18 protein-coding genes are annotated in these 20865 nt (G+C 65.1%); 6 read left to right on the top strand and 12 right to left on the bottom strand.

Translation table 11 applies throughout. The features are described 5' to 3' along the window. Window positions 1-131 precede the first annotated feature (131 nt). The 5 genes from AB1451_00450 to AB1451_00430 form a co-directional block, all read right to left on the bottom strand. The gene (locus AB1451_00450) at window positions 132-1439 is read right to left on the bottom strand and encodes a Ni/Fe hydrogenase subunit alpha (GenBank protein ID MEW6681381.1); all 1308 of its coding nucleotides are present in this window, start codon (window positions 1437-1439) and stop codon (window positions 132-134) included. A 128-nt stretch (window positions 1440-1567) separates the two neighbouring features. Further along, window positions 1568-2389, bottom strand: coding sequence for an oxidoreductase (locus tag AB1451_00445; protein ID MEW6681380.1), 822 nt, complete (start codon window positions 2387-2389; stop codon window positions 1568-1570). Between the two features lie 190 nt (window positions 2390-2579). Further along, a complete protein-coding gene (locus AB1451_00440; GenBank protein ID MEW6681379.1) occupies window positions 2580-3401 on the bottom strand; it encodes an FAD/NAD(P)-binding protein in 822 nt (273 codons plus the stop codon). Next, a complete protein-coding gene (locus tag AB1451_00435; GenBank protein MEW6681378.1) occupies window positions 3398-4507 on the bottom strand; it encodes a 4Fe-4S dicluster domain-containing protein in 1110 nt (369 codons plus the stop codon). Before AB1451_00435 ends, AB1451_00440 begins: the two co-directional genes overlap by 4 nt. 156 nt (window positions 4508-4663) lie before the next feature. Next, window positions 4664-4828, bottom strand: a complete 165-nt coding sequence (locus AB1451_00430; protein MEW6681377.1) for a zinc ribbon domain-containing protein — start codon at window positions 4826-4828, stop codon at window positions 4664-4666. Window positions 4829-5124: 296 nt separating this feature from the next. Here AB1451_00430 and AB1451_00425 point away from each other — a divergent pair, with 296 nt between their 5' ends. Beyond that, window positions 5125-5382: a DUF2934 domain-containing protein gene (locus AB1451_00425; protein ID MEW6681376.1), complete on the top strand. Its 258-nt coding sequence runs from the start codon at window positions 5125-5127 to the stop codon at window positions 5380-5382. Between the two features lie 22 nt (window positions 5383-5404). Here AB1451_00425 and AB1451_00420 read toward each other — a convergent pair whose 3' ends face one another. After that, entirely contained in the window at window positions 5405-6853 is a 1449-nt protein-coding gene (locus AB1451_00420; protein MEW6681375.1) for a CYTH and CHAD domain-containing protein, read from the bottom strand. A gap of 167 nt (window positions 6854-7020) precedes the next feature. Here AB1451_00420 and AB1451_00415 point away from each other — a divergent pair, with 167 nt between their 5' ends. From AB1451_00415 to AB1451_00400, 4 genes are all read left to right on the top strand, one after another. Further along, entirely contained in the window at window positions 7021-7536 is a 516-nt protein-coding gene (locus tag AB1451_00415) for a thermonuclease family protein (GenBank protein ID MEW6681374.1), read from the top strand. A gap of 161 nt (window positions 7537-7697) precedes the next feature. Further along, window positions 7698-8567 (top strand): ADP-polyphosphate phosphotransferase, encoded by an 870-nt coding sequence (locus tag AB1451_00410; protein MEW6681373.1) that lies wholly within the window; start codon window positions 7698-7700, stop codon window positions 8565-8567. Window positions 8568-8704: 137 nt separating this feature from the next. Beyond that, the gene (locus tag AB1451_00405) at window positions 8705-11116 is read left to right on the top strand and encodes an EAL domain-containing protein (protein ID MEW6681372.1); all 2412 of its coding nucleotides are present in this window, start codon (window positions 8705-8707) and stop codon (window positions 11114-11116) included. A gap of 35 nt (window positions 11117-11151) precedes the next feature. Further along, window positions 11152-11610 carry a hypothetical protein gene (locus AB1451_00400; protein ID MEW6681371.1) on the top strand — a complete coding sequence of 153 codons (459 nt, stop codon included), beginning with the start codon at window positions 11152-11154 and terminating at the stop codon, window positions 11608-11610. Window positions 11611-11748: 138 nt separating this feature from the next. On the opposite strand, the gene AB1451_00395 is transcribed toward AB1451_00400, so the two are convergent. Next, a complete protein-coding gene (locus tag AB1451_00395; protein MEW6681370.1) occupies window positions 11749-12168 on the bottom strand; it encodes an SRPBCC family protein in 420 nt (139 codons plus the stop codon). Between the two features lie 430 nt (window positions 12169-12598). Between AB1451_00395 and AB1451_00390 the strand changes: the two genes are divergently transcribed. Further along, on the top strand, window positions 12599-14455 hold the full coding sequence (locus tag AB1451_00390; GenBank protein MEW6681369.1) for a fibronectin type III domain-containing protein: 1857 nt from the start codon (window positions 12599-12601) through the stop codon (window positions 14453-14455). On the opposite strand, the gene AB1451_00385 is transcribed toward AB1451_00390, so the two are convergent. From AB1451_00385 to AB1451_00365, 5 genes are read right to left on the bottom strand one after another with little or no spacing between them, the layout of a single operon-like run. Further along, entirely contained in the window at window positions 14404-15375 is a 972-nt protein-coding gene (locus tag AB1451_00385; GenBank protein MEW6681368.1) for a cation diffusion facilitator family transporter, read from the bottom strand. The genes AB1451_00390 and AB1451_00385 overlap by 52 nt on opposite strands. Next, window positions 15375-16586 (bottom strand): efflux RND transporter periplasmic adaptor subunit, encoded by a 1212-nt coding sequence (locus tag AB1451_00380; GenBank protein ID MEW6681367.1) that lies wholly within the window; start codon window positions 16584-16586, stop codon window positions 15375-15377. Before AB1451_00380 ends, AB1451_00385 begins: the two co-directional genes overlap by 1 nt. Beyond that, complete coding sequence (locus tag AB1451_00375; GenBank protein ID MEW6681366.1) at window positions 16586-18946, bottom strand: ABC transporter permease; 2361 nt, start codon at window positions 18944-18946, stop codon at window positions 16586-16588. Before AB1451_00375 ends, AB1451_00380 begins: the two co-directional genes overlap by 1 nt. After that, window positions 18943-19659 carry an ABC transporter ATP-binding protein gene (locus tag AB1451_00370; protein MEW6681365.1) on the bottom strand — a complete coding sequence of 239 codons (717 nt, stop codon included), beginning with the start codon at window positions 19657-19659 and terminating at the stop codon, window positions 18943-18945. Before AB1451_00370 ends, AB1451_00375 begins: the two co-directional genes overlap by 4 nt. Next, a complete protein-coding gene (locus AB1451_00365) occupies window positions 19656-20864 on the bottom strand; it encodes an ABC transporter permease (GenBank protein MEW6681364.1) in 1209 nt (402 codons plus the stop codon). Before AB1451_00365 ends, AB1451_00370 begins: the two co-directional genes overlap by 4 nt. Between the last annotated feature and the right edge of the window lies 1 nt (window position 20865).

The raw sequence follows: 20865 nt of genomic DNA, 5'->3' as shown, positions 1-20865 counted from the left end.
CCTTTGTGTGGCCGAACCGACGGACTTCGTCTCCCCGGGTGATTGGGGACCCTGGCACTCTCGCAGAGCAGGCCCCCTTCTGTCACTCCCCCAAAAGGGGCGAAATTGCCGTACGACTTTGGGCCCGAGTCTCAGGCTTGACCTATTTTCACCGTCAAGAAATGCGTGGCGCACGAGATGCACGGGTCGTAGTTGCGGACCGCTTGTTCGCAACGCCACGTCAACTGGTCCTTGGGCAAATCCAGATGCCGCGGCACCAGGTCGCGAAGGTCCTGCTCGATCATCCGCTGATTCTGCGACGTGGGCGGCACGATCTTCGCGTCGAGGATTACCCCCTGGTCGTCGATGCGGTACCGATGGTAGAGCATCCCGCGCGGAGCTTCGGTGCAACCGTAGCCCACGCCGGCGGCCGGACGCACCTCCACCGCCGCCCGCTCGGGCGCCTGATACTGCTCGATGATCCGCAGCGCTTCGTCGCACGCGTAGAGGATTTCCACGCTGCGCACGACAATGCTCTGGAACGGATTGCGACACACCAATCCCAGGCCCGCGCGTCGCGCCGCGTCCTGCGCAATGGGCGAGAGCTTGTCGAAGTTCAGGCCGTAGCGCGCCAGCGGCCCCACCAGGTAGGCGCCTCGCCCCCGGATCGCCGAATGCAGCGCGTTGGAGTGGGCGACCTGCGTTTCTTCGAAGTGGTGGTCGTAGTCGCGAACTGCAATATCGAGGCCGTGGTTGGAGACGAGCCGCCCTTCGTTGAACGGGTACTCATCCTCGTGGCGCAACGCCACGAACTCGTAGTCCTGCTCGAAGTCCGGGATGGGTAATGTCGCGGTCCAGTGCACGGTCTCCAACGCGGCGTCGCGCGCCCATTGCAGCGGCTCCGCCAACGCGGACAGCTCCGCCCGGGTGGGCAGCCGGTAGAACCCGCCCAACTTGGCGTTGATCGGGTGCACGGAACGCCCGCCCAACAACGCGATCACCTCGTTTCCGACCTTTTTGAGCTTCAGACCGCGCTCGACGAGGGCGGGATGGTCCTTGGCCATCTCGATCCCGCTCGCGTAGCCGAGGAAGTCCGGCGCGTGGAGCATGAATACGTGCAGGGCGTGGCTCTCGATCCACTCCCCGCAGTAGATCAGGCGCCGCAGCGCGCGGAGTTGCCCGTCCACCCGAACCCCGCACGCGTCCTCCATCGCATGGATCGCGCTCATCTGATACGCGATCGGGCAAATCCCGCAGATGCGCGAGGTGATGTCCGCCGCTTCGTCGAACCGGCGCCCGCGCAGCAACGCTTCGAAGAACCGCGGCGGCTCGAAGATGTCGAGCTTGACGTCGGTGACGGCGCCGTCCTTGACCGTCACCTCGAGGCCGCCCTCTCCCTCCACGCGCGCGAGCGCGTCCACCTTGATCGTCCGCCTAGCCACTTGTCCGAGTGACCCCATCGGGAGCCTGTTCAGGGAAGGCCAGATGCAAGGCGGAGGGAGGACCTTGCGCGCGGAGCGTACTGGGTTGTACGTGAGCACGCAAGGCCGACCGACAACGCCGCAGATGGCCTTTCGTGGACAGGCTCCTAGCCATGCCGCGCGGCCTCCCTTCGAAACGCCGGCGCATCGGCGTTGAAGGTGGCGAACAACCGCCCGAGGTCCTGATCCGGAACTCCGGTCGCGGCGAGCCACGCGGTGAGCGACGCGGTGTTCGGGGTTTCCATGGGACCGAAGCAGGCGTAACAGCCGCGCGCGTACTTGGGGCAGAGCGCGCCGCAGCCGGCGTGCGTGACCGGGCCCAGGCAGGGCGCCCCGTGTGCGACCATCACGCACACGGTTCCCGCGCGTTTACATTCCAGACACACACTCGACGCGGGTGTCTGCGGCCGCCGTCCCTGCAGGAAGGCGCGGATCACCTCGCGGAGCTGCGCGCCGTCGATCGGACAACCGCGCAGCTCGAAGTCGACGCGCACGTGATCGCCGATCGCGGTCGAGAGCGCCAGCGTCTCGATGTATTCGGGCGCGGCGTAGACGAGCGAGACGAACTCCTTGACGTCCTTCGCGTTGCGCAGCGCCTGGATTCCCCCGGCGGTCGCGCACGCGCCGATGGTCACCAGGGTCTTCGACGCGGCCCTGATCCGTTGAATACGGTCGGCGTCGGCCGGAGTCGTGATCGAACCCTCCACCAGCGACAGGTCGTAAGGTCCTTTCAGCACTGCTCGCGAGGCCTCACGAAAATCCGCGATCCGGATGGCATCGGCAATGGCCAGCAGATCGTCTTCGCAGTTGAGCAACGTCAACTGGCACCCGTCGCACGACGCGAACTTCCACACCGCCAGCTTGGGCCGACGCCGTGCCCGCCCTGCCGCAGCGCCATTGAGTCGCTTCACCGTGACACGCCCCTGCATCCCCATCCGATCTCCAGAACGCGACATCGTTCATTGAGTCCGACGACCCGATTCCTACGGAATCGGAGCCTTGTTCAGGACGGCGTCAGATGCAAGGCGGAGCGAGAACCGGACCGCAGCGTACTGGAGTCGTACGTGAGGACCGGAAGCGCAGCGACAACGACGCAGATGACCCGTCATGGACAGGCTTCTATACTCCCGGGTGCTCGAACCAATGGCGGATACGATCGAATCGGAAAACCGGCCCGGTCTTACACACGTACTCGGAGCCAAGCTGGCAGTGGCCGCACAACCCCACCGCGCATTTCATGTTGCGCTCGATCGAGACGTAGAGGCTCTCCGTCGGGACGCCCCGTTCAAGGAGCTCTCGGGCCGCGGCCCGCATCATCCCCTCGGGCCCGCACATCATCGCCACGCTGTTGGCGGGGTCGAGGGTCACCCGGCCCAGCAGCGTGGTGACCACGCCGGTGTGGTGGCGCCACCTCCGGTCGGGCTGATCCGTGGTCAGGTGCACCTCGGTGTTGGGGTGCTTGGCCCACGCCTGGAACTGCCGGCGGTAGACCAAATCCGTCGGCGCCTTGATCCCGTGCAGGATCTTGAGTGCGCCGAACGATCCGCGGCGTCTGACCACGTAGCTGATCACCGAGACCACCGGCGCGCAGCCGAGGCCGCCCGTGATCACGATCACGTCGCGACCCCGTGACTCTTCGAGCGGCCACCAGCTCCCATAGGGCCCTCTCAGCCCCACGACGTTCCCCACCTTCAGCCGCTCGAGCACACCGGTCACGTTGCCCACGATGCGAACGGTGTGATCGAGTCCGTCCAGGTCGTCCGGGTCCGACGCGATCGAGATCGGCACCTCGCCAACTCCGAACGCGTACACCATGTTGAACTGGCCCGGACGAAAGCGGAACGCGGCCCGTTTGCCTTCGTCTTTCACGCGGAGGCGGAACGTGTAGATCCCCCTGGTCTCGGAGCGCTTCTCCACGATCTCGGCGGGACAGGGAATCAACGAGTGCCCCCCCGAATCGCGGCCGTCTCCTCCGTGATGTCGATCCCGACCGGGCACCACGTGATGCAGCGGCCGCACCCCACGCACCCGGAGGTGCCGAACTGGTCGATCCACGTCGCGAGCTTGTGCGTCATCCATTGCCGGTAGCGCGATTTGTGCGTCGAGCGCAGGCTCCCGGGGCCGTGGACGTACGAGAAGTCGAGAGTAAAACAGGAGTCCCACGTCCGCACCTGCTCGGCCTTCGCGCCCGCGAGCTTCGTCACCTGCTCCACCGTGGTGCAAAAACAAGTGGGGCACACCATGGTGCAGTTGCCGCAGGCCAGGCATCGCTGGGCCACCTGGTCCCAGCGGGGGTGATCCAGGTTGTCGTACAGGAGTCGTTTGATGTCCGTGGTGTCCAGGCTGCGCCCCATGGACTCCGCGGTTCGGGCGATGACCGCGTCCGCCATCCCAATCTCGTCCGGCGTCGCAGTGGCATGCGGCACGGCGTTGAGAACCTCATGGCCCGCGGGGGTGCCCGCGTCGGCGACGAAATAGTGGCGTTCGCCTGCAACGACCTCGGTCAAGGCGAGATCGTACCCGGAGGACGCGCGCGGACCCGCGTCCATCGACGCGCAAAAACACGTACCCCCGGCCTGACCGCAGTTGACCGCGAGCACGAACAGCCGATCGCGCTGCGTCCGATAGTAGGGATCGACACACGCGTCCTCCAACAACACGCGGTCCTGGATGGCGAGGGCGCGCAGCTCGCACGATCGCGCGCCGATCAACGCGAGCCGAGGCGGATCATGCGATTCCTCCAGGACCACGAACCCGTCCGCTTCGCGTTCGGCGCGCCACAAGGTCAGGCGAGGGGGCAACAGGTACTTTTTCCAGGAATGGGGGCCGACCGCGTACCCGAACAACGCGCGGTCGTTGCGGGGTTTGAGGCGGTACGCGCCGCCGGCTTGCTCGTCGGTCCAACCAACCGGCAGGTCGGCCGAGGAGGTGATGCGGTCATATACGATGGCGCCGTCTCGGACCGTGGGCCCCACCAGGGCGTAGCCGCGTGCGGTCAGCACCCGGCACAACGCGTCAACGCCAGATCGGTCGATCACCCAGCTCATCGCTCTCCTGGATCCGGTCGCAGGGGCCGGGCGGTGCGGGGCATCGCGGTCCGGATGCGCGGGTGAATCACTGGCCTCCATGCCGATCGCGCTCAGGTCGTCCCGACGGGACCACGCCTTATAGGCGCCGACACGGCCCGCTGTCAAGCCCGTCTGCTACGTCTTACTGGCCGTCTTGGCGATAAACGGGCTGATGAGCTGACCGACGTTCTTGGATCCGCAGCCGGGGCAGGCCGGCTTGCCCTGGTCGTGTTCGCGAAGACTCAGGGCAACCGTGAAGATCTTCTTGCAGTCCTGGCACTCGTACTCGTACAGGGGCATGGCACGTCCTCCTGCGTAAATCCAACCCGGCGTCATTCCTGTGGGCGCCAGTATGGCGCAACCTCACTGCGTCGAGCCATCCCGCACCCGTCCCAGTTTCGATCGACAAAGGAGCGATGCATCTTACCTCTTTCGAGGCAGTGCCCGCTCGGTCTGATCACGAAGCCATCCCAGATCATCCCCGGTTGGTCCGTTCCGGATGGCGATCCGCGCGAAGCGTGCTACATTTACTCCCAACGCGGCGCCGGCAAACGGAGCGCTGATCATCGTCAATCCGTGGAACGGAGGACCGATTCATGAAGCGTGAGACCAAAGGCTTGACCAGCATTGCCGCCACCCGCCACCACTCCAACGACCCCACGCTGCAGCGTCAAATCGCCGAGCGCGCCTACCAACTGTTCGAGATGCGCGGCCACTCGCACGGATGCGACGTGGACGACTGGCTCAGAGCCGAGCGCGAAATCCGGGCCGCGTGGGGACGCAAGCGGACCACCACACGGCCAAAAAGCGCGACCAATGGACGGTCGCGGTCCAGAACCCCGAAGGCCGCTTAGCCGCGTTTTCACGGTCGCGAAATCATGACCAGACCACGCGACCGGCCTGTTCAACCTTCGCCCAACGCTTCGGGAGTTTCACTCGGATCGCGCGTCGCCGCTCGCTCTGTCGCTCGATCAACCGACCCAGCGCAAACGCGGCCCGCGGTCTCGACGTGTGCGCGAGCAGTTGGCGCAGGCGTTGTTCCGCCACGAGCGCGTCGTGATGCTCGCCCAGTAGATCCTGGAGCCGCCGCAGCCGCCGGATATATCGCGTCGTTGATTTCCCGATCGTGGCCTCGGCGAGTTCCGCGGCGTAACGGGCTCGTTTGCCGATGATCCGAATTCGGTGGAGCCGGTCGTCGCTCAGGGGCCGGCTCCCCCTGCGCATCGCTCGGCACAACTGCGCGAATCCCGCGCGGGCAATGTCGGAGAGTCGGACCGCGGCGTCGGTCACGACCGGAGAGGCCGCGGTCAGTTCGATTTGCGCCACGAGCGCCAGATACCGCTCGCTCTTCAGCGCCTCCAGCAGCGCCCGGTGCCGCTCGGTTCGCTCCTGGGCGAACGCGTCGAGCCATCGCGAGCAGGTCCGACGTTCGGCCGCGGGGAGATTCGCGCATTCCTGGCGGAGGTGGCCCAAAAACACGTCGAGGTCCCGGACCGGCCCCAAGGCGTTGCCCAGCCAAGCCAGTTCGCTTCGGAGAGTTTCGGCCCAGTCCGCAGCCAGCATGGGCCGCGCCGCGCGCAGAACGGCACGGAGCCGGCGCGCCGCCACCCGCATCTGATGCACGTCTTCTTGGTCCGTCCCGAGTCGCGTTCCCGGGTCGTGTCGCAAGAGCTGGGCGACCTGGTCCTGCAGCAGCGCCTTGAGATGAGCGACCGAGGGAGCGTGCGCCGGGACCGGTTTACCAGCACTTGGCCACGCCAGGTTGAGCACCTGAAACACCTTGGGGCGCTGATCACCTTTTTCCGCGCCTGCTTTGCGCAGGGTCTTCTCGATTCGCCGGAGGTCCTGATCGTCCCCTCCGACCTGCTCGACCTCCACTTCGGTGAACCGCCGCAGCGTGCTTCGTCCATTCAGCACCGAGACCGAGTCAACCGCTGCCTCGGCCAGCGGCCCCTCGCTGCCGATAACCTGGAGACCGACACGGCGGGTTTTCAGCTTGGCAATGGGCTTCAACGGCTGCCCGCGAAGGTACGCGACCAACAGGGCGGTCAGCGACTCGGGCGGCGCGCTGCGGCCGCCCGGGAATTCCAGTTCACGTCGCGCGCCGTTTACGGGCAGTTTGATTTGCCACGCACCCGTCCGTCCCTCCCGTCGATAACGCAGCGTGATCCCGCTCTGCGCCAGCCGATACGCCGTGGTGTCGTAGTAGGTCGAGGTGAACACGCGCGGGGGGAGCCGCCGACCCGGAAAGTTCGGCAGCGCGAACTCCGGTTGCACCCGGAGCTTGATCTCCCGTTCCAGGGCATCTCGGAGCGGCGCCGACATACGGAAAGACTCCCTGACCGCAGCAGAGTACGAACGTGCGAGTACCCTACGACGCGGAATCACAGGGCGTCAAGTATCGTTTGGAAACCAATGCCGGAGCCAGTTTCCAGTAAATCAGGAGGCGCTATACTCTCCCCTGCCACACCAGTCGGGAGGAGGGTAACCCCATGCCCCGAATGCGCCGCCTCACCTCGCTTTACCGTTCAGTCTGGGTTTCCGTCTTCGCCGTGACCTTGGCAGTCCTGCTCCCTGCTCCGGGCTTTGCCAAGTCATTCACCTTTGCCGGGGTCGTGGTCAAGATACACGACGGCGACACCATTTCAGTGGTCCGGCGCGGCCATGCGGAAAAGGTGCGGCTCGCCGGGATCGATTGCCCCGAGCTGCGGCAATCGTTCGGCCACCGCGCCAAAAACTTCACCTCGCGCCTCGCATCCGGGCAGATGGTCACGGTCAGGGTCCAAGGCTCGGACGACCACGGCCGCCGGCTGGGCGTGGTCCTGCTCCCGGACGGCCGCTCATTGAACCGCGAATTGGTCGCAGCCGGCCTCGCGTGGAAAACGTCCAAGAACAAACAACTCGCGCAACTGGAGCAGAACGCCCGTCGCACCAAACGCGGTCTCTGGGCCGACGACGATCCGACCCCGCCGTGGGAATATCGGAAAGCCAAGAGCGCGAAGCGATAAGGCATCGCTTGACTGGCATTTCCCACTCCACTTCGACATAATCCTCGCAATGTTCGTACGTCCCCCCCTCTCCAAAGGGGGGGGTAGCGATCCGCCGTGGATAAATCCCCCCCCTTTGAAAAAGGGGGGAAAGGGGGGATTTGCCTTCGGGGTAAACTACCATGACCATCCGTTCCGACAATTTCCGTGTGCGGCCCGGGGAACCGGTCGACGTCAAAGCGTGGCCGACCAGAGTCAAGCCGGTTTACGCTTCTAAAGGACACTACCGAGAACTGCTCGCCGGCCACGTCGAGAAGCTCAGCGCGTTGCAGACCCTGCTCTACGCCTCGGACAACTACGCCCTGCTCGTGATCTTTCAGGGCATGGATGCCGCGGGGAAAGACAGCGCCATCAAACACGTCATGTCCGGCGTCAACCCCCAAGGCTGCCAGGTGTTCAGTTTCAAACATCCGAGCGCCGAAGAGCTGGACCACGATTTTCTCTGGCGCACCACCCGGTGCCTGCCCGAGCGCGGCCGGATCGGCATCTTCAACCGGTCCTATTACGAGGACGTGCTGATCGTCCGTGTCCACCCTGAGATCCTCCGGAGCCAGCGGATTCCTGATGACGGACATGACGGAGCCAAGATCTGGCCGCAACGGTATCGCTCCATCGTCGATCTGGAGAGCCATCTCCACTATAACGGCACCCGAGTCATCAAGTTCTTTCTCCACCTGTCGAAGGACGAACAGCAAAAGCGCTTCCTCGAACGCATCGAAGAGCCGGAGAAGCACTGGAAATTCAGCCTGGGCGACATCGAGGAGCGCAAGTACTGGGACCGCTACATGGAGGCGTATTCGGCCTGCGTGAGCGCCACCAGCACCAAGACCGCGCCGTGGTACGTGGTGCCCGCGGATGACAAGAAGAACGCGCGGCTGATCATCTCCCACATCATCTTGGAGACGCTCCAGGGGCTCAAAATGAGCTATCCCGAGCTTGGGATCCAGCGCCGCGAGGAGCTCCGAAAAATCCGAAAGCTGCTGACCAAGTAATTCCTTCCCTGGAACATCAATCGGTTCAGTCGCGTTCCAAGTCACGCGGTGATTGACAGCGTCACCTCCACCGATAGACTTGACTCGCCGCAGTGAGTTGAACACGTCCAACGAACCGGTTGGGGCGAGTTGAGTCGATGATCCGACGGGCCTTGAACAGTCTTCGCACGTTGGTGGTGCTGCTCGTGTTGGCCGCGGTGACACCCGCGCTGATCCTGATTCTCTACACCGCGTCGGAACAGCGCGGGGCCGCGGAAGATCACGTGCAGGCCGAGGCGCTGCGGTTCGCCCGGATCGCCTCCGCCCAGCAGCAGCGCTTCATCGAGGGAGCGCGCCAACTCCTCGTCGCCCTGGCAAAGCTCCCCGAGGTCCGCCTCGCTCACGGCGAAGAATGTACGTCGGCGTTCGCGGATCTGCTGGGCGCCTACCCCTTTTACGCCAACTTGGGCGTGATCGACGCGAAGGGGATGATCTTTTGCAGCGCGCTCCCGTTCAATCGTCCCTTGAGCGCGGCCCACCGAACCTATTTTCAACGCGCGCTGGCCACGCGCGAATTCGCGGTGGGTGATTACCAAATCGGCAACATCACGAGGAAAGCCACGATCAACTTCGGTCAACCCGTGCTCGATGCCGACGGTGCGGCCCACGCGGTCGTCTTCGCGGCCATGGACTTGGAGTGGCTGAACCACCTGGCGGCCGAGGCCAACATGCCGACCGGCTCCTCTCTCACCGTGATCGACCGCCAGGGCGCGGTCTTGGTCCGGTATCCCGAATCAGAGGGCTGGGTGGGCCGACGGGTGGCCGATGAAGGATTCCTGCGAACCGTGCTGGCGCAGGGCGAAGGTGTGACCACGGCCCGTCAGCCCGACGGCGTCGAACACCTCGTGGCCTTTACGCCGCTGTCCCAGGTGCCGCAAGCCGGATACGCCTACGTCAGCATCGGCATTCCCAGAGAGACCGCGTTCGCCCACGCCGACAAGACGCTGAGCCGTAATCTGGCCGGGCTGGGTCTGGTGTGGGTTCTGGCACTGGCCGCGGCCTGGGCGGGATGCGACGTGTTTCTGTTGCGCCGCGTCAACGCCATTGTCGCGGCCACGCGCCGGTTGAGCGCCGGCGACCTCACCGCCCGCACCGGGTTGCCGTCCGACGACAGCGAATTGGGGCAGCTTGCCAAGGCCTTCGACGAGATGGCGACGTCCTTGCAGCGGCAGACCGCCGCCGTGGCGCACCAGGCCACCCACGATCTGCTCACCCAACTGCCGAATCGCGCGCTGTTGCACGATCATCTGGAGCAGGCCGTTAAACTGGCGCAACGCGAGCAGACCACGGTCGCATTGCTGATGCTGGACATCAACCTGTTCAAGGAGATCAACGACACGCTGAGCCACCGGAACGGCGACCTGTTGCTGCAACAAGTCGGCCCGCGCCTGCGCCGCGCGCTGCGGGAGTCGGACCTGATCGCCCGTCTGGGCGGAGACGAGTTCGCGGTCCTCCTCCCGGGCACGGACGCCGAGCAAGCCGCGGTGGTGGCCCAGAAAGTTCTCGACGTGTTTCAAGAGCCCTTCGAACTCGGGGACGCGACCGTCGCCGTGGGCGCCGGTATCGGAATCGCGGTCTATCCGGTCCACGGGGACAGCGCGGACCAGATCATGCAGCGGGCGGACGTAGCCATGTACGTGGCCAAGGAAGCCGGGAACGAATACTTCGTCTATACCGCCGCACGAGACCACTACGACCCGGACCGCCTCACCCTCATCAGCGACCTTCGCCGTGCGATCGACAACAACCAGTTGTTCCTCCAGTATCAGCCCAAGATCGACATCCACGCGGGTCGCACGGTCGGGGTGGAAGCGTTGTTACGGTGGCAACACCCCGACCGCGGGCTCGTTCCGCCGGACACCTTCATCCAGCTCGCGGAACATGCGGGACTGATCAAGCCCCTCACGTTGTGGGTGTTGACCACGGCGCTCCGTCAGTGCCGGACGTGGCACGACGCGGGGCTATCCATCCCGGTCGCCGTGAACCTGTCCGCGCGAAGCCTGCAGGATCCCGGCCTGGTGGACCAGGTGGCGGCCATCATCCACCACGCGGACGTCGCCCCCCAGGCCCTGGAGTTGGAAATCACCGAAAGCGTGGTCATGGCGGACCCGCAACGAGCCCTGGAAATTCTCACGCGCCTGCACACGATGGGCGTCCGCATGTCGGTGGACGACTTCGGCACCGGCCACTCGTCGTTGACGTATCTGAAGAGGCTGCCGGTTCAGTCGATCAAGATCGACCGCTCGTTCGTCGGGCCCATGGTGACGAACGCCGGCGACGCCGTCATCGTGCGCTCCATCATCGAGCTGGCTCACACGCTGGGATTCAAGGTCATCGCCGAAGGCGTGGAAACGCGCGAGACGTGGGACCACCTCGCGCAACTGGGCTGCAACGAGGCCCAAGGCTACTACGTGAGCCGCCCCCTGGCCGCCGACGCGCTCACGACCTGGCTGGCCGAATCAGCGTGGCCCGTGGGCCCGTCGACGAGCGACGTGCAAGCCAAACCCTGACGCTGAGAGACGGAACGAGGCAACGGAGGAACGGAATGCTTACGAAAAAGTGGGTGATGCAATACGGAGTGGCCGTCGCATTGGCGGCCTTATTCGCAGCGATTCTCGGTCACGTCCCGCTCTTTCGGGAAACCATGGTCGGAAAGTTTCGGGCTTCAAATCTTGTGCAGTTTCTGGGATATGGGGCCGCCCTGGTCACGATCTTGATCGGGGCCCGTCACATCGCAACGGATCGATCCAATGGCTCGAAATGGCTCGGCCCGTTCCGCGAGATGGTCTTCCCGTCCGCCACGGTCGTGGTCCTGGCCCTGGCCTACAACGTCGGGCTGTTGTTGCTCGGTCCGGTTCTCGGCAAGGGCGCGAAGTCGACCTATAACTGGATGTTCGTGATCAGCATCGTGGCCGCCAGTTCCTGGGTCATTGCGACGTGGGTGCGAAGGTGCGCGCCGCGGTTGGCGGACGGCGGGAACGAGGACAGGGAACGGGCGGCCTAGCAGGGTGCTGAAAAACTCTGCACCCTGCTTTCCCAGGGGCTCGCGCCCTAGGACGGCCCCGAAAAGCGGGGCCTGTGACCCCTCGAAGGGGGCCCACCCCCTTCGAGCAACCCCCACGCAGGCTTTTTCAGCAGCCTGCTAGGTCCGCCCCGAGTCAACCTGCTTTTTCAAACCATCCAGCACCATCCTCCAATTCTTCTCGCAGTGCTCCTTCTTTGAATCCTCGCAATCCTGCCTGACAGTCAGGACCGTGTTTCCTTTTTCGGAGCGAAGATCGCAGGTGATGGTCTGGTAGTTCTCGGGGAGATCAGGTTGGCTGGAGAAGCTGTTCCAGTAGAGGTACGAGAGGCGCTGATGCGGCTGGAACTCAAGGACCTTCCCTTTGTCCTCGTAAGTCTTTCCTTCCCACGTTCCCCGCCAATAGATCGGACTCCCCGGTTTCCAATCGGTCTCAACCTGGGTGCCGAAGAAGTACTTCTTGATCAGTTCGGGTCGAGTCAGGTGCTCCCAGACCGTTGTGACGGGAGCTTTGATCGTGATTGAAACGTTGGCGGCCATGGTCGCGTCCTCCCTAGTGCATTCCCGCCCCGCGCAGTCGATCGATCCGTTTCTTGGCATCCCGACGCGAATGCGGAGTTCTATCGCGGATCACGGCTGCGTGTCAATTCAGGTTGCGGCACTGAGATTGAGATTACGTCAGCGTATTCCTGAATCGACCGCAATGTGCCCAACTCTTGGCAGGAGCTGAACCGTAGGTCACCGGAATCCAGTCCCTTCGGCGTCTTGCGACCAATACAGACGCTCTGTGCCGCTGGCCCCGAACTTGCGATACACCAACGACCAACTCTTTTAGAGGCAGAACCGTCGAACGCGATGAAGACAGGACTGCCAGGTATGTCGTCACGAGGAAATGGGGGCGAGTGTGATCTTGCGACACGATGTGACTCAACCAACCTCCGGCATTGGCGCTGGTCGGCATGCAGCATGGATGCTCGCGACCGCGATGATCCTCACGTTGTTCTGCGGCGGCGCGGCCTGGGCCGCGGACGCGATCTTGTCATGGTCTCCGAATTTGGAGAGCGACCTTGCGGGCTACCGCGTGCACTACGGCACGGCATCAAGGTCGTACACGACTGTGATCGACGTCGGGTTGGCGACCACGTATACCGTCACCGGGCTCGGTCCCGGCACGTACTACTTCGCGCTCACCGCCTACAATCGGACCGGCGCTGAAAGCGGGTTCTCCAGCGAGGTCAGCAAAGTCATCGCGGACACGGTTTCGCCCGTGATCTCTTCGGTGGCGGCCGGAAGCATCACCAGCAGCTCGGCCACCATCACCTGGACGACCAGCGAACCTGCGACCTCGCTGGTCGAGTACGGCACCAGTACGGCCTACGGTCTGCAGACGACAGAAAACTCGGTGTTAGCCGGCAGCCACCAGCACCTCTTGACCGGACTGCAAGCCTCGACCCTCTATCACTACCGGGTGTTGAGCCGCGACGCGGCCGGGAATGTTTCCGTGTCGGCCGACCGCACGTTGACCACCAGCGCGCCGGCGCCGGCCGACACTACTCCGCCGACGATCTCCGCGGTGGCGGCCGTGACCGTGACCAGCGGCAGCGCGACCATTGCATGGACCACCAACGAGGCCGCCACCACCCAGGTCCAATACGGCACCACCACGGCGTACGGCTCCACCACGAGCCTCAACAGCACGTTGCTGACCACGCACAGCCAGGCCCTCTCCGGCCTCGCGGCTTCCACCACGTACAACTTCCGCGTCCTGAGCCGCGACGCGGCCGGCAATCTCGCGACCTCCGGCAACTTCACGTTCCGAACCCTTGCGGCGGCCGATACCACGCGGCCCACGATCTCCTCGGTCGCCGCCACCAATGTGACGAGCACCGGGGCCACGGTAACGTGGACCACCAACGAGGCCGCCACCACCCAGGTCCAGTACGGCACCACCACCGCGTACGGCTCGACCACGAGTCTGAATAGCACGCTGCTTACCGCCCACAGCCAGAGCCTGACCGGCTTAACCGCGGCCACCCTCTACCACTATCGCGTACTCAGTCGCGACGCCGCTGACAACCTCGCCACCTCCGCGGATTTCACGGTCACCACGCTGCCCGCACCCGACACCACCCCCCCCACGATCTCCGCGGTCGCGGCCACCAACGTGACCAGCTCAAGCGCCACCATCACCTGGGCCACCAATGAGGCCGCGACTACGCAAGTAACGTACGGGACGACCACGACGTATGGTTCTTCCACTCCGCTAAACAGCACACTGGTCACCGCGCACAGCCAGAACCTCTCCGGACTCGCGGCCGCGACCGTCTATCACTTCCGCGTGGTCAGCCGCGACGCCGCTGGAAACCAGGCCATCTCCGGAGATATCACGCTCACCACGCTCGCTGCGGAGCCCGCGACGGACTCATCCTCCTCCGACACGACGGCCCCGATCATCTCCAGGATCAACGTCCGCGCAACCACAACCAGCGCTCAGATCGGTTGGCGGACCAACGAAGCGGCCACGTCGGTCGTTGAGTACGGGACGACCACGGCCTACGGCTCATCGTCCGCGATGGACGCCACGCTGGTCCAACGCCATCGCCAGTCGTTGAACGGCCTCACGCCGACGACCACGTATCACTTCCGCGTTCGCAGCATCGATGCGGTCGGAAAACCTCATGATGTCGCTGGATCAAACCTTCAGCACGTCGAGTGGCAGGTGGACGACTTCACGGCTGCGACGGTTCCAGTAACGTACGCTCGTCAGACGGCGGTTCAGTGCGAATGCGTAGGCAGGTCGTCGTGCGCGTGGTTCGCGGCGCGATGATGGTGCTCGCCTGAGGTATCCCAAGGGTCGATGTGGATGGTGGCGCTGGCCAGGTAGCGTAGATCGTGCAGCAGATCGTGTTGGACGTGGACCGCGATGTCGTGGCCCTTGGTGACTGAAAGATCCGGGTCCACCGCGACGTTCACCTCGGCATGCATGCGATGGCCCAACCAGCGCACGCGAACTTCCGTGACGTCATGGACTCCTTCGATGTGGCCGACGGTGTGTCGAATCTCATCCATGACGTCGGAATCCACGCCGTCGAGTAGACGAACCACCACGGACTTGCCCGAGTCCCACACGATTTTCAGGATTGCCGCCGTGATCAGCAAGCCGATCACCGGGTCGGCCCAGGGATAACCCAGCCACACCCCGACCGCGCCCACGAGCACCGCCAGGCTGGTCAATCCGTCGATGCGGGCGTGGTACCCGTCCGCGACCAGCGCGGCGCTGCCGATCTCCTTGCCGATCCTGATCCGGAACAGGGCCACCGCCTCGTTGCCCACAAAGCCGATGATCGCGGCCGCGGCCACGGCCCAGAGATACGCGACGGGTTCGGGACGCACCAGACGTTGGAACGAGGTGTAGCCCGCGGTCACGGCGCTGGCGAGAATCACGACCACGACGGCGACGCCGGCCAGATCCTCGAAGCGTCCGTAGCCGTACGTGAACCGTTTGGTGGGCGGCCGCGTCCCCAGGCGGAACGCGGCCCATAAGGGCAGCGCAGTGGCCGCGTCCCCGATGTTGTGGATCGTATCCGCGAGCAGCGCCGCGCTTCCCGTGAGCGCCACCACCACGGCCTGAACCAGCGCGGTCGCGCCCAATCCGGCGATCGACCACTTGACGGCCCAGATGCCGCGTCGAGATGTCAGCAGCGCGGAGTCCGCGGCGCCGTGCGTGTGGCCGTGGCCCGGACCCATCAACCTTCTCCTGATCGTCGCCGGACCTTCACCCCGTCCTTGACCGCGTCGCTGGGGTACACAACCACCAGCTCCGCCACTTCCAGCCCCTTTGCCACGGTCGCTTCCACCCCGTTGCGGCGCCCCACCTCCACCACGCGTTTCTTGGCTTTGCCGCCGTCGAGCACGAACACGGTCCAGCGCTCGCCCTCGCGAAACAACGCGCCCGCAGGAACCTTCACCGCGTCCTGCTCTTCGTGGACGATGATCCGCGCCTCGACGCGGTATCCATCCCCAAGCGTCCTCCATTGCTCGGATGCGGAAGCCAGATCGATCACCACGTTCACGCGCTGTTCCTCCACGCCCAACGCCGAAATTTTGGTGAACGCGGAGGGCTCGATCAACCGCACGCGGCCGTCGAGCGGCTGGCCGCCGCCGTAGCGTTCGATGCGAACCGGTATGCCGGGCGTGATCTGCACCGCGTCGGTGGTGAGCACGTCGACCACGACTTCCAGGTCGGACGGGTCCGCGATCTCCAGCAGCGGCGTGCCCAGCGCCACCACGGACTCGCTTTCCTGCAGCACGCGCAGGACGCGTCCGGCCACCGGCGAACGAATCTCCAGCCGATCCGGCGCGGCTCCGGGGTCGATGCCCTTGCGGACTTGAAGCAGCGCCGCGCGCGCCACCTCTACTTGGTGCCCGGCCACGCGGTCCTCGAACTCCGCGGCTTCGAGGTCCTTTCTCCGCAGCGTGACGTTGAGCTCGTCCCGCTCGAGCTGAGCCGGAGGAACCAAGCGTTCCCTGGCGAGTTCCCGGCTCCGATTGAAATCGATCCTAGCCTGCTTCAGGGCCGCGGAGGCGCGCTCGACCACGGCCTTGGTCCTCCGCGACTCGTCTTCGGCCGCGGCCAGCCGTTCTTTCAGCTCCTGTTCGGTGCGCACGTCCAGCAACGCGGGAGCCGCAGGCAGCATCACGGCCAACAGCCCGCCGCGGGCGATCGCGTCCCCTTCTTTGAGCTGGATGCGCAGCACCCGGCCCGCCAAGGGCGCGGAGACCACGTAGCGCTCGCGCACCCGGGTCTTGCCGTCTTCGTCCACGGTCTGCTCGAACCGTCCTTGCGTCACCGGCGCCACGTCGACCGGGACCGGCTGCGGCAGAAAACTGACCGCCAGCAGCACCAGAATCGCCAGCAGACCGACGCCACCCACGATGCGCGCCACGGGTTTCGCCATCACTCCCTCGTTTTCAGCACCGCCACCAGGTCGAGCCGGTCCACCCGCATCCGCACGACCAACGCGCTCGCGATCCCGGCGATCAGAATCGCGAGCGCCGCGAACGCGTAGGTCCGCGGCGTGATGATCAGCGGCATGGCAAACGTCTCGTCGTGCATCAGTTCGATCAACGTCGCGGCCAATACGTAGCCGAGCGCCAAGCCCAACGGAACCGCCACGATCAGTTCGATCGCCAGTTCCCCGAGGAGGAACAGCGACACTTCGCGCCGCGTGAATCCCAGGACGCGCAGGCTCGCCAACTCCCACGCGCGCTCGGCGAGCGCGATCCGTGCGCTGTTATACACCACTCCGATCGCGATTGCCGCCGCAAAAATCGTGATCACGCCCGTGAAGAAGATGATGTTGCGCGCCGAGGTCTCCTCGAAGGTCTGGAGCGCGGACGCCTTCACGCTCACGGTGGCGACCCGCGGTCGCTCCTTGAGCCGTCCGTAGAGCTCGTTCGCCGACTCCCGGTCCACCGCCACGGCGATCGACGTCACCGACGGCCCCTCGCCCATCAGGCGATTCAACGCGTTGATCTCCATGTACCCCAACATGCCGAACACATCGGCCACGACGTCGGCCACGACCACCTCGCTCTTGAGTCTGGCGCCTTCCAATGATTCGACCGACACGACGTCGCCCGATTCGAGGCCCAGACGCTCCGCCAGACGATCCGTGAGCAACAGCCCTTCGCTCGGCAGCGGCACCTCGGCCAGGTTGTCGTCGAGCAAGCGCCGCAACCGCGCGCCGTCAGAGAGCCCGATGATCCCGGTACGATACGTCCGGTGGCCGGCGCGCAGCCGCACCGGCACTTCCCGCACGGCCTCCACCTGGGAGACCCCGGGGAGCCGCTCGACCTCGTGGCGAACCCGCGCCTCCCGGGGATCGGTCAGCACTACGCTCGCGTCCTCGCGCTCCACGGCGTTGAACTGGACGTCGATCATATACTCGACCACGTCCCGCCAGAACGTCCCGGAGACGATGATCGCCACGGAACAGGCGATGCCGAACGAGGTGAACGCGGCGCGAAACGGCCGGCGCTCCAGCGTGCGGATCACCATCCGCGCCGCCGGAGAGAGCCAGCGCTCCATCCCGATCCGTTCAAGCAACATCCGGCGGTATTGCGCGGGAGACGGCGGCCGCATGGCTTCGGCCGGGGCCAGCGCAGCCACCAGCCGGACCGCGTTGAGCGCGCCCCCCACCGCGGCGACAAAGCTGATGGCCGCGCCGAGCAGCGGGACCCACGGTTGAACGCGAAAAATTAGCCGCGGGAAATGGAAGAAGTCGGTGTACAGCCCGGTCATCCCGCGGCCCAGCCACCAGCCGACCCCGATCCCGAGCGCCACGCCGATCAGCACGATCACCGAGACGAACGCGAGGTAGTGGACGCCGATCCTGACGTCGGAGTACCCCAGCGCCTTCAACGCGGCGATCGACTCGCGCTGGGTGGCCACGTGGCGGCTCAGCACCACGTTGACCAGGAACGCGGCCACGGCCATGAAGATCGCCGGGAGAAACGTGCCCCACACCTGCTGCTGACTGATCTCCTGGCTCAGGATGCGGTTGGAGAGCTGCTCGTCGCGGCCGTAGGCGCCGAACGCGCCGTAGGGTTCGAGCACCCGATCGAGGCCGGCGATGACCGCGGGCTCGCTGGCACCCGGCGCCAAGCGCGCCACCGCGTAGTTGAACGCACCCTCCATGTCGAACGCCGAGGCCAGCCGCTCGCGATCGATCCACAACACCCCGAACGAGCGGTCGTCGGGCAGCGAGCTGCCGCGGGTCGCGAACACGTATTCGGGTGACAGCACCACGCCGACGATCTGCAGCTCTTCGCGGCTGCCGTTGAGGATCGCCGCCAGGCGATCACCCGGGCCGAGGTTGCGGGCCGCGGCGAATCCCTCGGATACCAGCACCTCGCGGTGCTGACCCGGCTCGATGAAGCGACCGTGTCGAAGCGCCAGCCGGTTCATGCGAGGCTGCCCGCCGTCCGCCAGGCCGATCATCCGCCCGATGACCGGCTCGTCCACGCCGGGAAGATCCAGCGTGACGTCGAAGACCACGGTGGTTTCCATCTCGGCCACGCCGGGCAGTTCGCCGATCCTGGCCTCAACCGGCGCGGGCGCCCGCTTGAGCCCCGCGAACACCTCGCCGAACCGCGAGGCCTCGTAATAGATATGGCGGGACCACTGCAGCGAATCATACGTGCTGAAGGAGGCGATGAACGCACCCATCCCGCCGGCCACCACGAACGCGATCGTGAGCACCTGGCTCCTGGTGTGCCATAAATCGCGCAGGAGTTTCCTGTTGAGGGCCTTCACCAGCTCAACTCCGACGGCGTGAGCTTGCGGGGATTTTTCTCCGTGGCCGAGATGCGGCCGTCGGCCAGATGCATCACCCGGTCCGCCATGCCGGCGATTGCCACATTGTGCGTGATCACCACCGCGGTGGTTCCCAACTCGCGGTTGATGCGCGCGATGGCTTCCAACACCACCTTCCCGGTCTGGTAGTCCAAGGCGCCGGTGGGCTCGTCACAGAGCAGCACCTCCGGGCCTTTGGCAATGGCCCTGGCTATGGCCACGCGTTGCTGCTCGCCTCCCGAGAGCTGGGAGGGGAAATGGTTGAGCCGTTCCTCCAGCCCGACCCATTGCAACGCCTCGTCCGGTTTCATGGGACGATCCGCGATATCCGTGACCAAGGCGACGTTTTCGCGGACCGTCAGGCTCGAAATCAGGTTGTAAAACTGGAACACGAACCCCACGTGCTGCCGGCGATAGGTCGTCATCGCGCGCTCGTCCGCCCTGGTCAGGTCGTGGTCGCGCCACCGCACCTCCCCGCTGGTGGGGGTATCCAGGCCGCCGAGGATATTGAGCAGGGTGGATTTGCCGCTGCCGGAAGGCCCCAACAGCACGACGAACTCGCCCTGGTAGATGTCGAGATCCACCCCGCGCAGCGCGTGCACTTCGACCTCACCCATGCGATACACTTTGGTGAGCGCCCGCGCGGCAAAGACGACCGTTGGCGCCGCGTTCATTCGTGGCGCAGCGCGTCGATGGGGTTCAGGCGCGCGGCCCGTTGCGCCGGAAAGTACCCGAAGACCATGCCAACCGCAGCGGAAAATACGCAGGCGAGGATGATGATCCCTGGGGTGAAGACGAACGGCACCATGAGCACCTTGCTCAGCTGCATCGACGCCACGAGAGCCACGATGACGCCGATGAGTCCTCCCAACGAAGACAACACCATGGCCTCGACCAGGAATTGCAGGAGCACCTCGCGCTCCAGGGCGCCGATGGCCAGACGGATACCGATCTCCCGCGTCCGTTCGGTGACCGAGACCAACATGATGTTCATGATGCCGATGCCGCCGACCAGTAAGCTGACGGCGGCAACGGCGCTGAGGAGAGCCGTCAGCATCCGCGTGGTCCCGGTCAACATCTTGGTGATCTCGCTCAAGTCCCTCACGCTGAAGTCATCCTCCTGTGTCGCGGAAAGATGGCGCCGCTCGCGCATCAGTCGCCCGATGTCCCGTTCAACCTTCTCCGCCGATACGCCTTGTTGAAACGAGACTTGTAGCATCGCGACGTCCTCGTTACCGGTAATGCGCCGCTGGAAGGTCCGTAACGGGATGAGCACCACGTCGTCCTGATCCATCCCGAACGCGGTTTGGCCTTTGGTCCCCAAGAGACCGATCACCTGACACGCAAGCTTTTCGAGGCGTATCGTGCTGCCCATGGGGTCCTGTGCGCCGAAGAGCCGGGTGCGCACGGTCGCTCCCACAATGCAGACCGCCGTGCCGGCGCGGAGTTCGCTGGCACTGAACTCACGTCCGGCCTCGATCGCCCAGTTCCCCGCCTTGAGATATTCGTTGGTCGTCCCGCTCACCCGGGTGGACCAGTTCTGGTTGCCGAAAATCGCGGTCATGGACCGCGTGGAGACAGGGGCAACGGCCGCAATGGACGGGACATCCCGGCCGATCGCCTCGGCATCGGCCACCCGGAATGGCGCGGCGCCCGAGGTTCCACCGGGACCCATGACCCGCATGCCCGGGGTGACGATCAAGAGGTTGGTGCCGAGACTCGCGATCTGCTCCGTGACCTGAACCGTCGCCCCGCCACCGATGGTCACCATGACAATGACGGCGGCCACTCCGATGACGATGCCGAGCATGGTTAAAAGGGAACGCAGCACGTTGCGGCGGACCTCCCGGAGCGCCAGATGCAACGCGTTCCACACCATC

Source organism: Nitrospirota bacterium, assembly GCA_040757335.1.
In the GTDB taxonomy this organism is placed as follows: domain Bacteria; phylum Nitrospirota; class Nitrospiria; order 2-01-FULL-66-17; family 2-01-FULL-66-17; genus JBFLXB01.
Note: the sequence above shows the minus strand (reverse complement) of the source record. Positions and strands in the feature narration are given on the sequence as shown.

Coding starts and splice junctions, on each gene's coding strand:
- AB1451_00400 (MEW6681371.1), top strand. CDS start 11,152: ATGCTTACGAAAAAGTGGGTGATGCAATACGGAGTGGCCGTCGCATTG.
- AB1451_00365 (MEW6681364.1), bottom strand. CDS start 20,864: ATGGTGTGGAACGCGTTGCATCTGGCGCTCCGGGAGGTCCGCCGCAAC.
- AB1451_00425 (MEW6681376.1), top strand. CDS start 5,125: ATGAAGCGTGAGACCAAAGGCTTGACCAGCATTGCCGCCACCCGCCAC.
- AB1451_00390 (MEW6681369.1), top strand. CDS start 12,599: ATGCTCGCGACCGCGATGATCCTCACGTTGTTCTGCGGCGGCGCGGCC.
- AB1451_00420 (MEW6681375.1), bottom strand. CDS start 6,853: ATGTCGGCGCCGCTCCGAGATGCCCTGGAACGGGAGATCAAGCTCCGG.
- AB1451_00395 (MEW6681370.1), bottom strand. CDS start 12,168: ATGGCCGCCAACGTTTCAATCACGATCAAAGCTCCCGTCACAACGGTC.
- AB1451_00380 (MEW6681367.1), bottom strand. CDS start 16,586: ATGGCGAAACCCGTGGCGCGCATCGTGGGTGGCGTCGGTCTGCTGGCG.
- AB1451_00370 (MEW6681365.1), bottom strand. CDS start 19,659: ATGAACGCGGCGCCAACGGTCGTCTTTGCCGCGCGGGCGCTCACCAAA.
- AB1451_00415 (MEW6681374.1), top strand. CDS start 7,021: ATGCCCCGAATGCGCCGCCTCACCTCGCTTTACCGTTCAGTCTGGGTT.
- AB1451_00445 (MEW6681380.1), bottom strand. CDS start 2,389: ATGCAGGGGCGTGTCACGGTGAAGCGACTCAATGGCGCTGCGGCAGGG.
- AB1451_00450 (MEW6681381.1), bottom strand. CDS start 1,439: ATGGGGTCACTCGGACAAGTGGCTAGGCGGACGATCAAGGTGGACGCG.
- AB1451_00405 (MEW6681372.1), top strand. CDS start 8,705: ATGATCCGACGGGCCTTGAACAGTCTTCGCACGTTGGTGGTGCTGCTC.
- AB1451_00410 (MEW6681373.1), top strand. CDS start 7,698: ATGACCATCCGTTCCGACAATTTCCGTGTGCGGCCCGGGGAACCGGTC.
- AB1451_00385 (MEW6681368.1), bottom strand. CDS start 15,375: ATGGGTCCGGGCCACGGCCACACGCACGGCGCCGCGGACTCCGCGCTG.
- AB1451_00430 (MEW6681377.1), bottom strand. CDS start 4,828: ATGCCCCTGTACGAGTACGAGTGCCAGGACTGCAAGAAGATCTTCACG.
- AB1451_00435 (MEW6681378.1), bottom strand. CDS start 4,507: ATGAGCTGGGTGATCGACCGATCTGGCGTTGACGCGTTGTGCCGGGTG.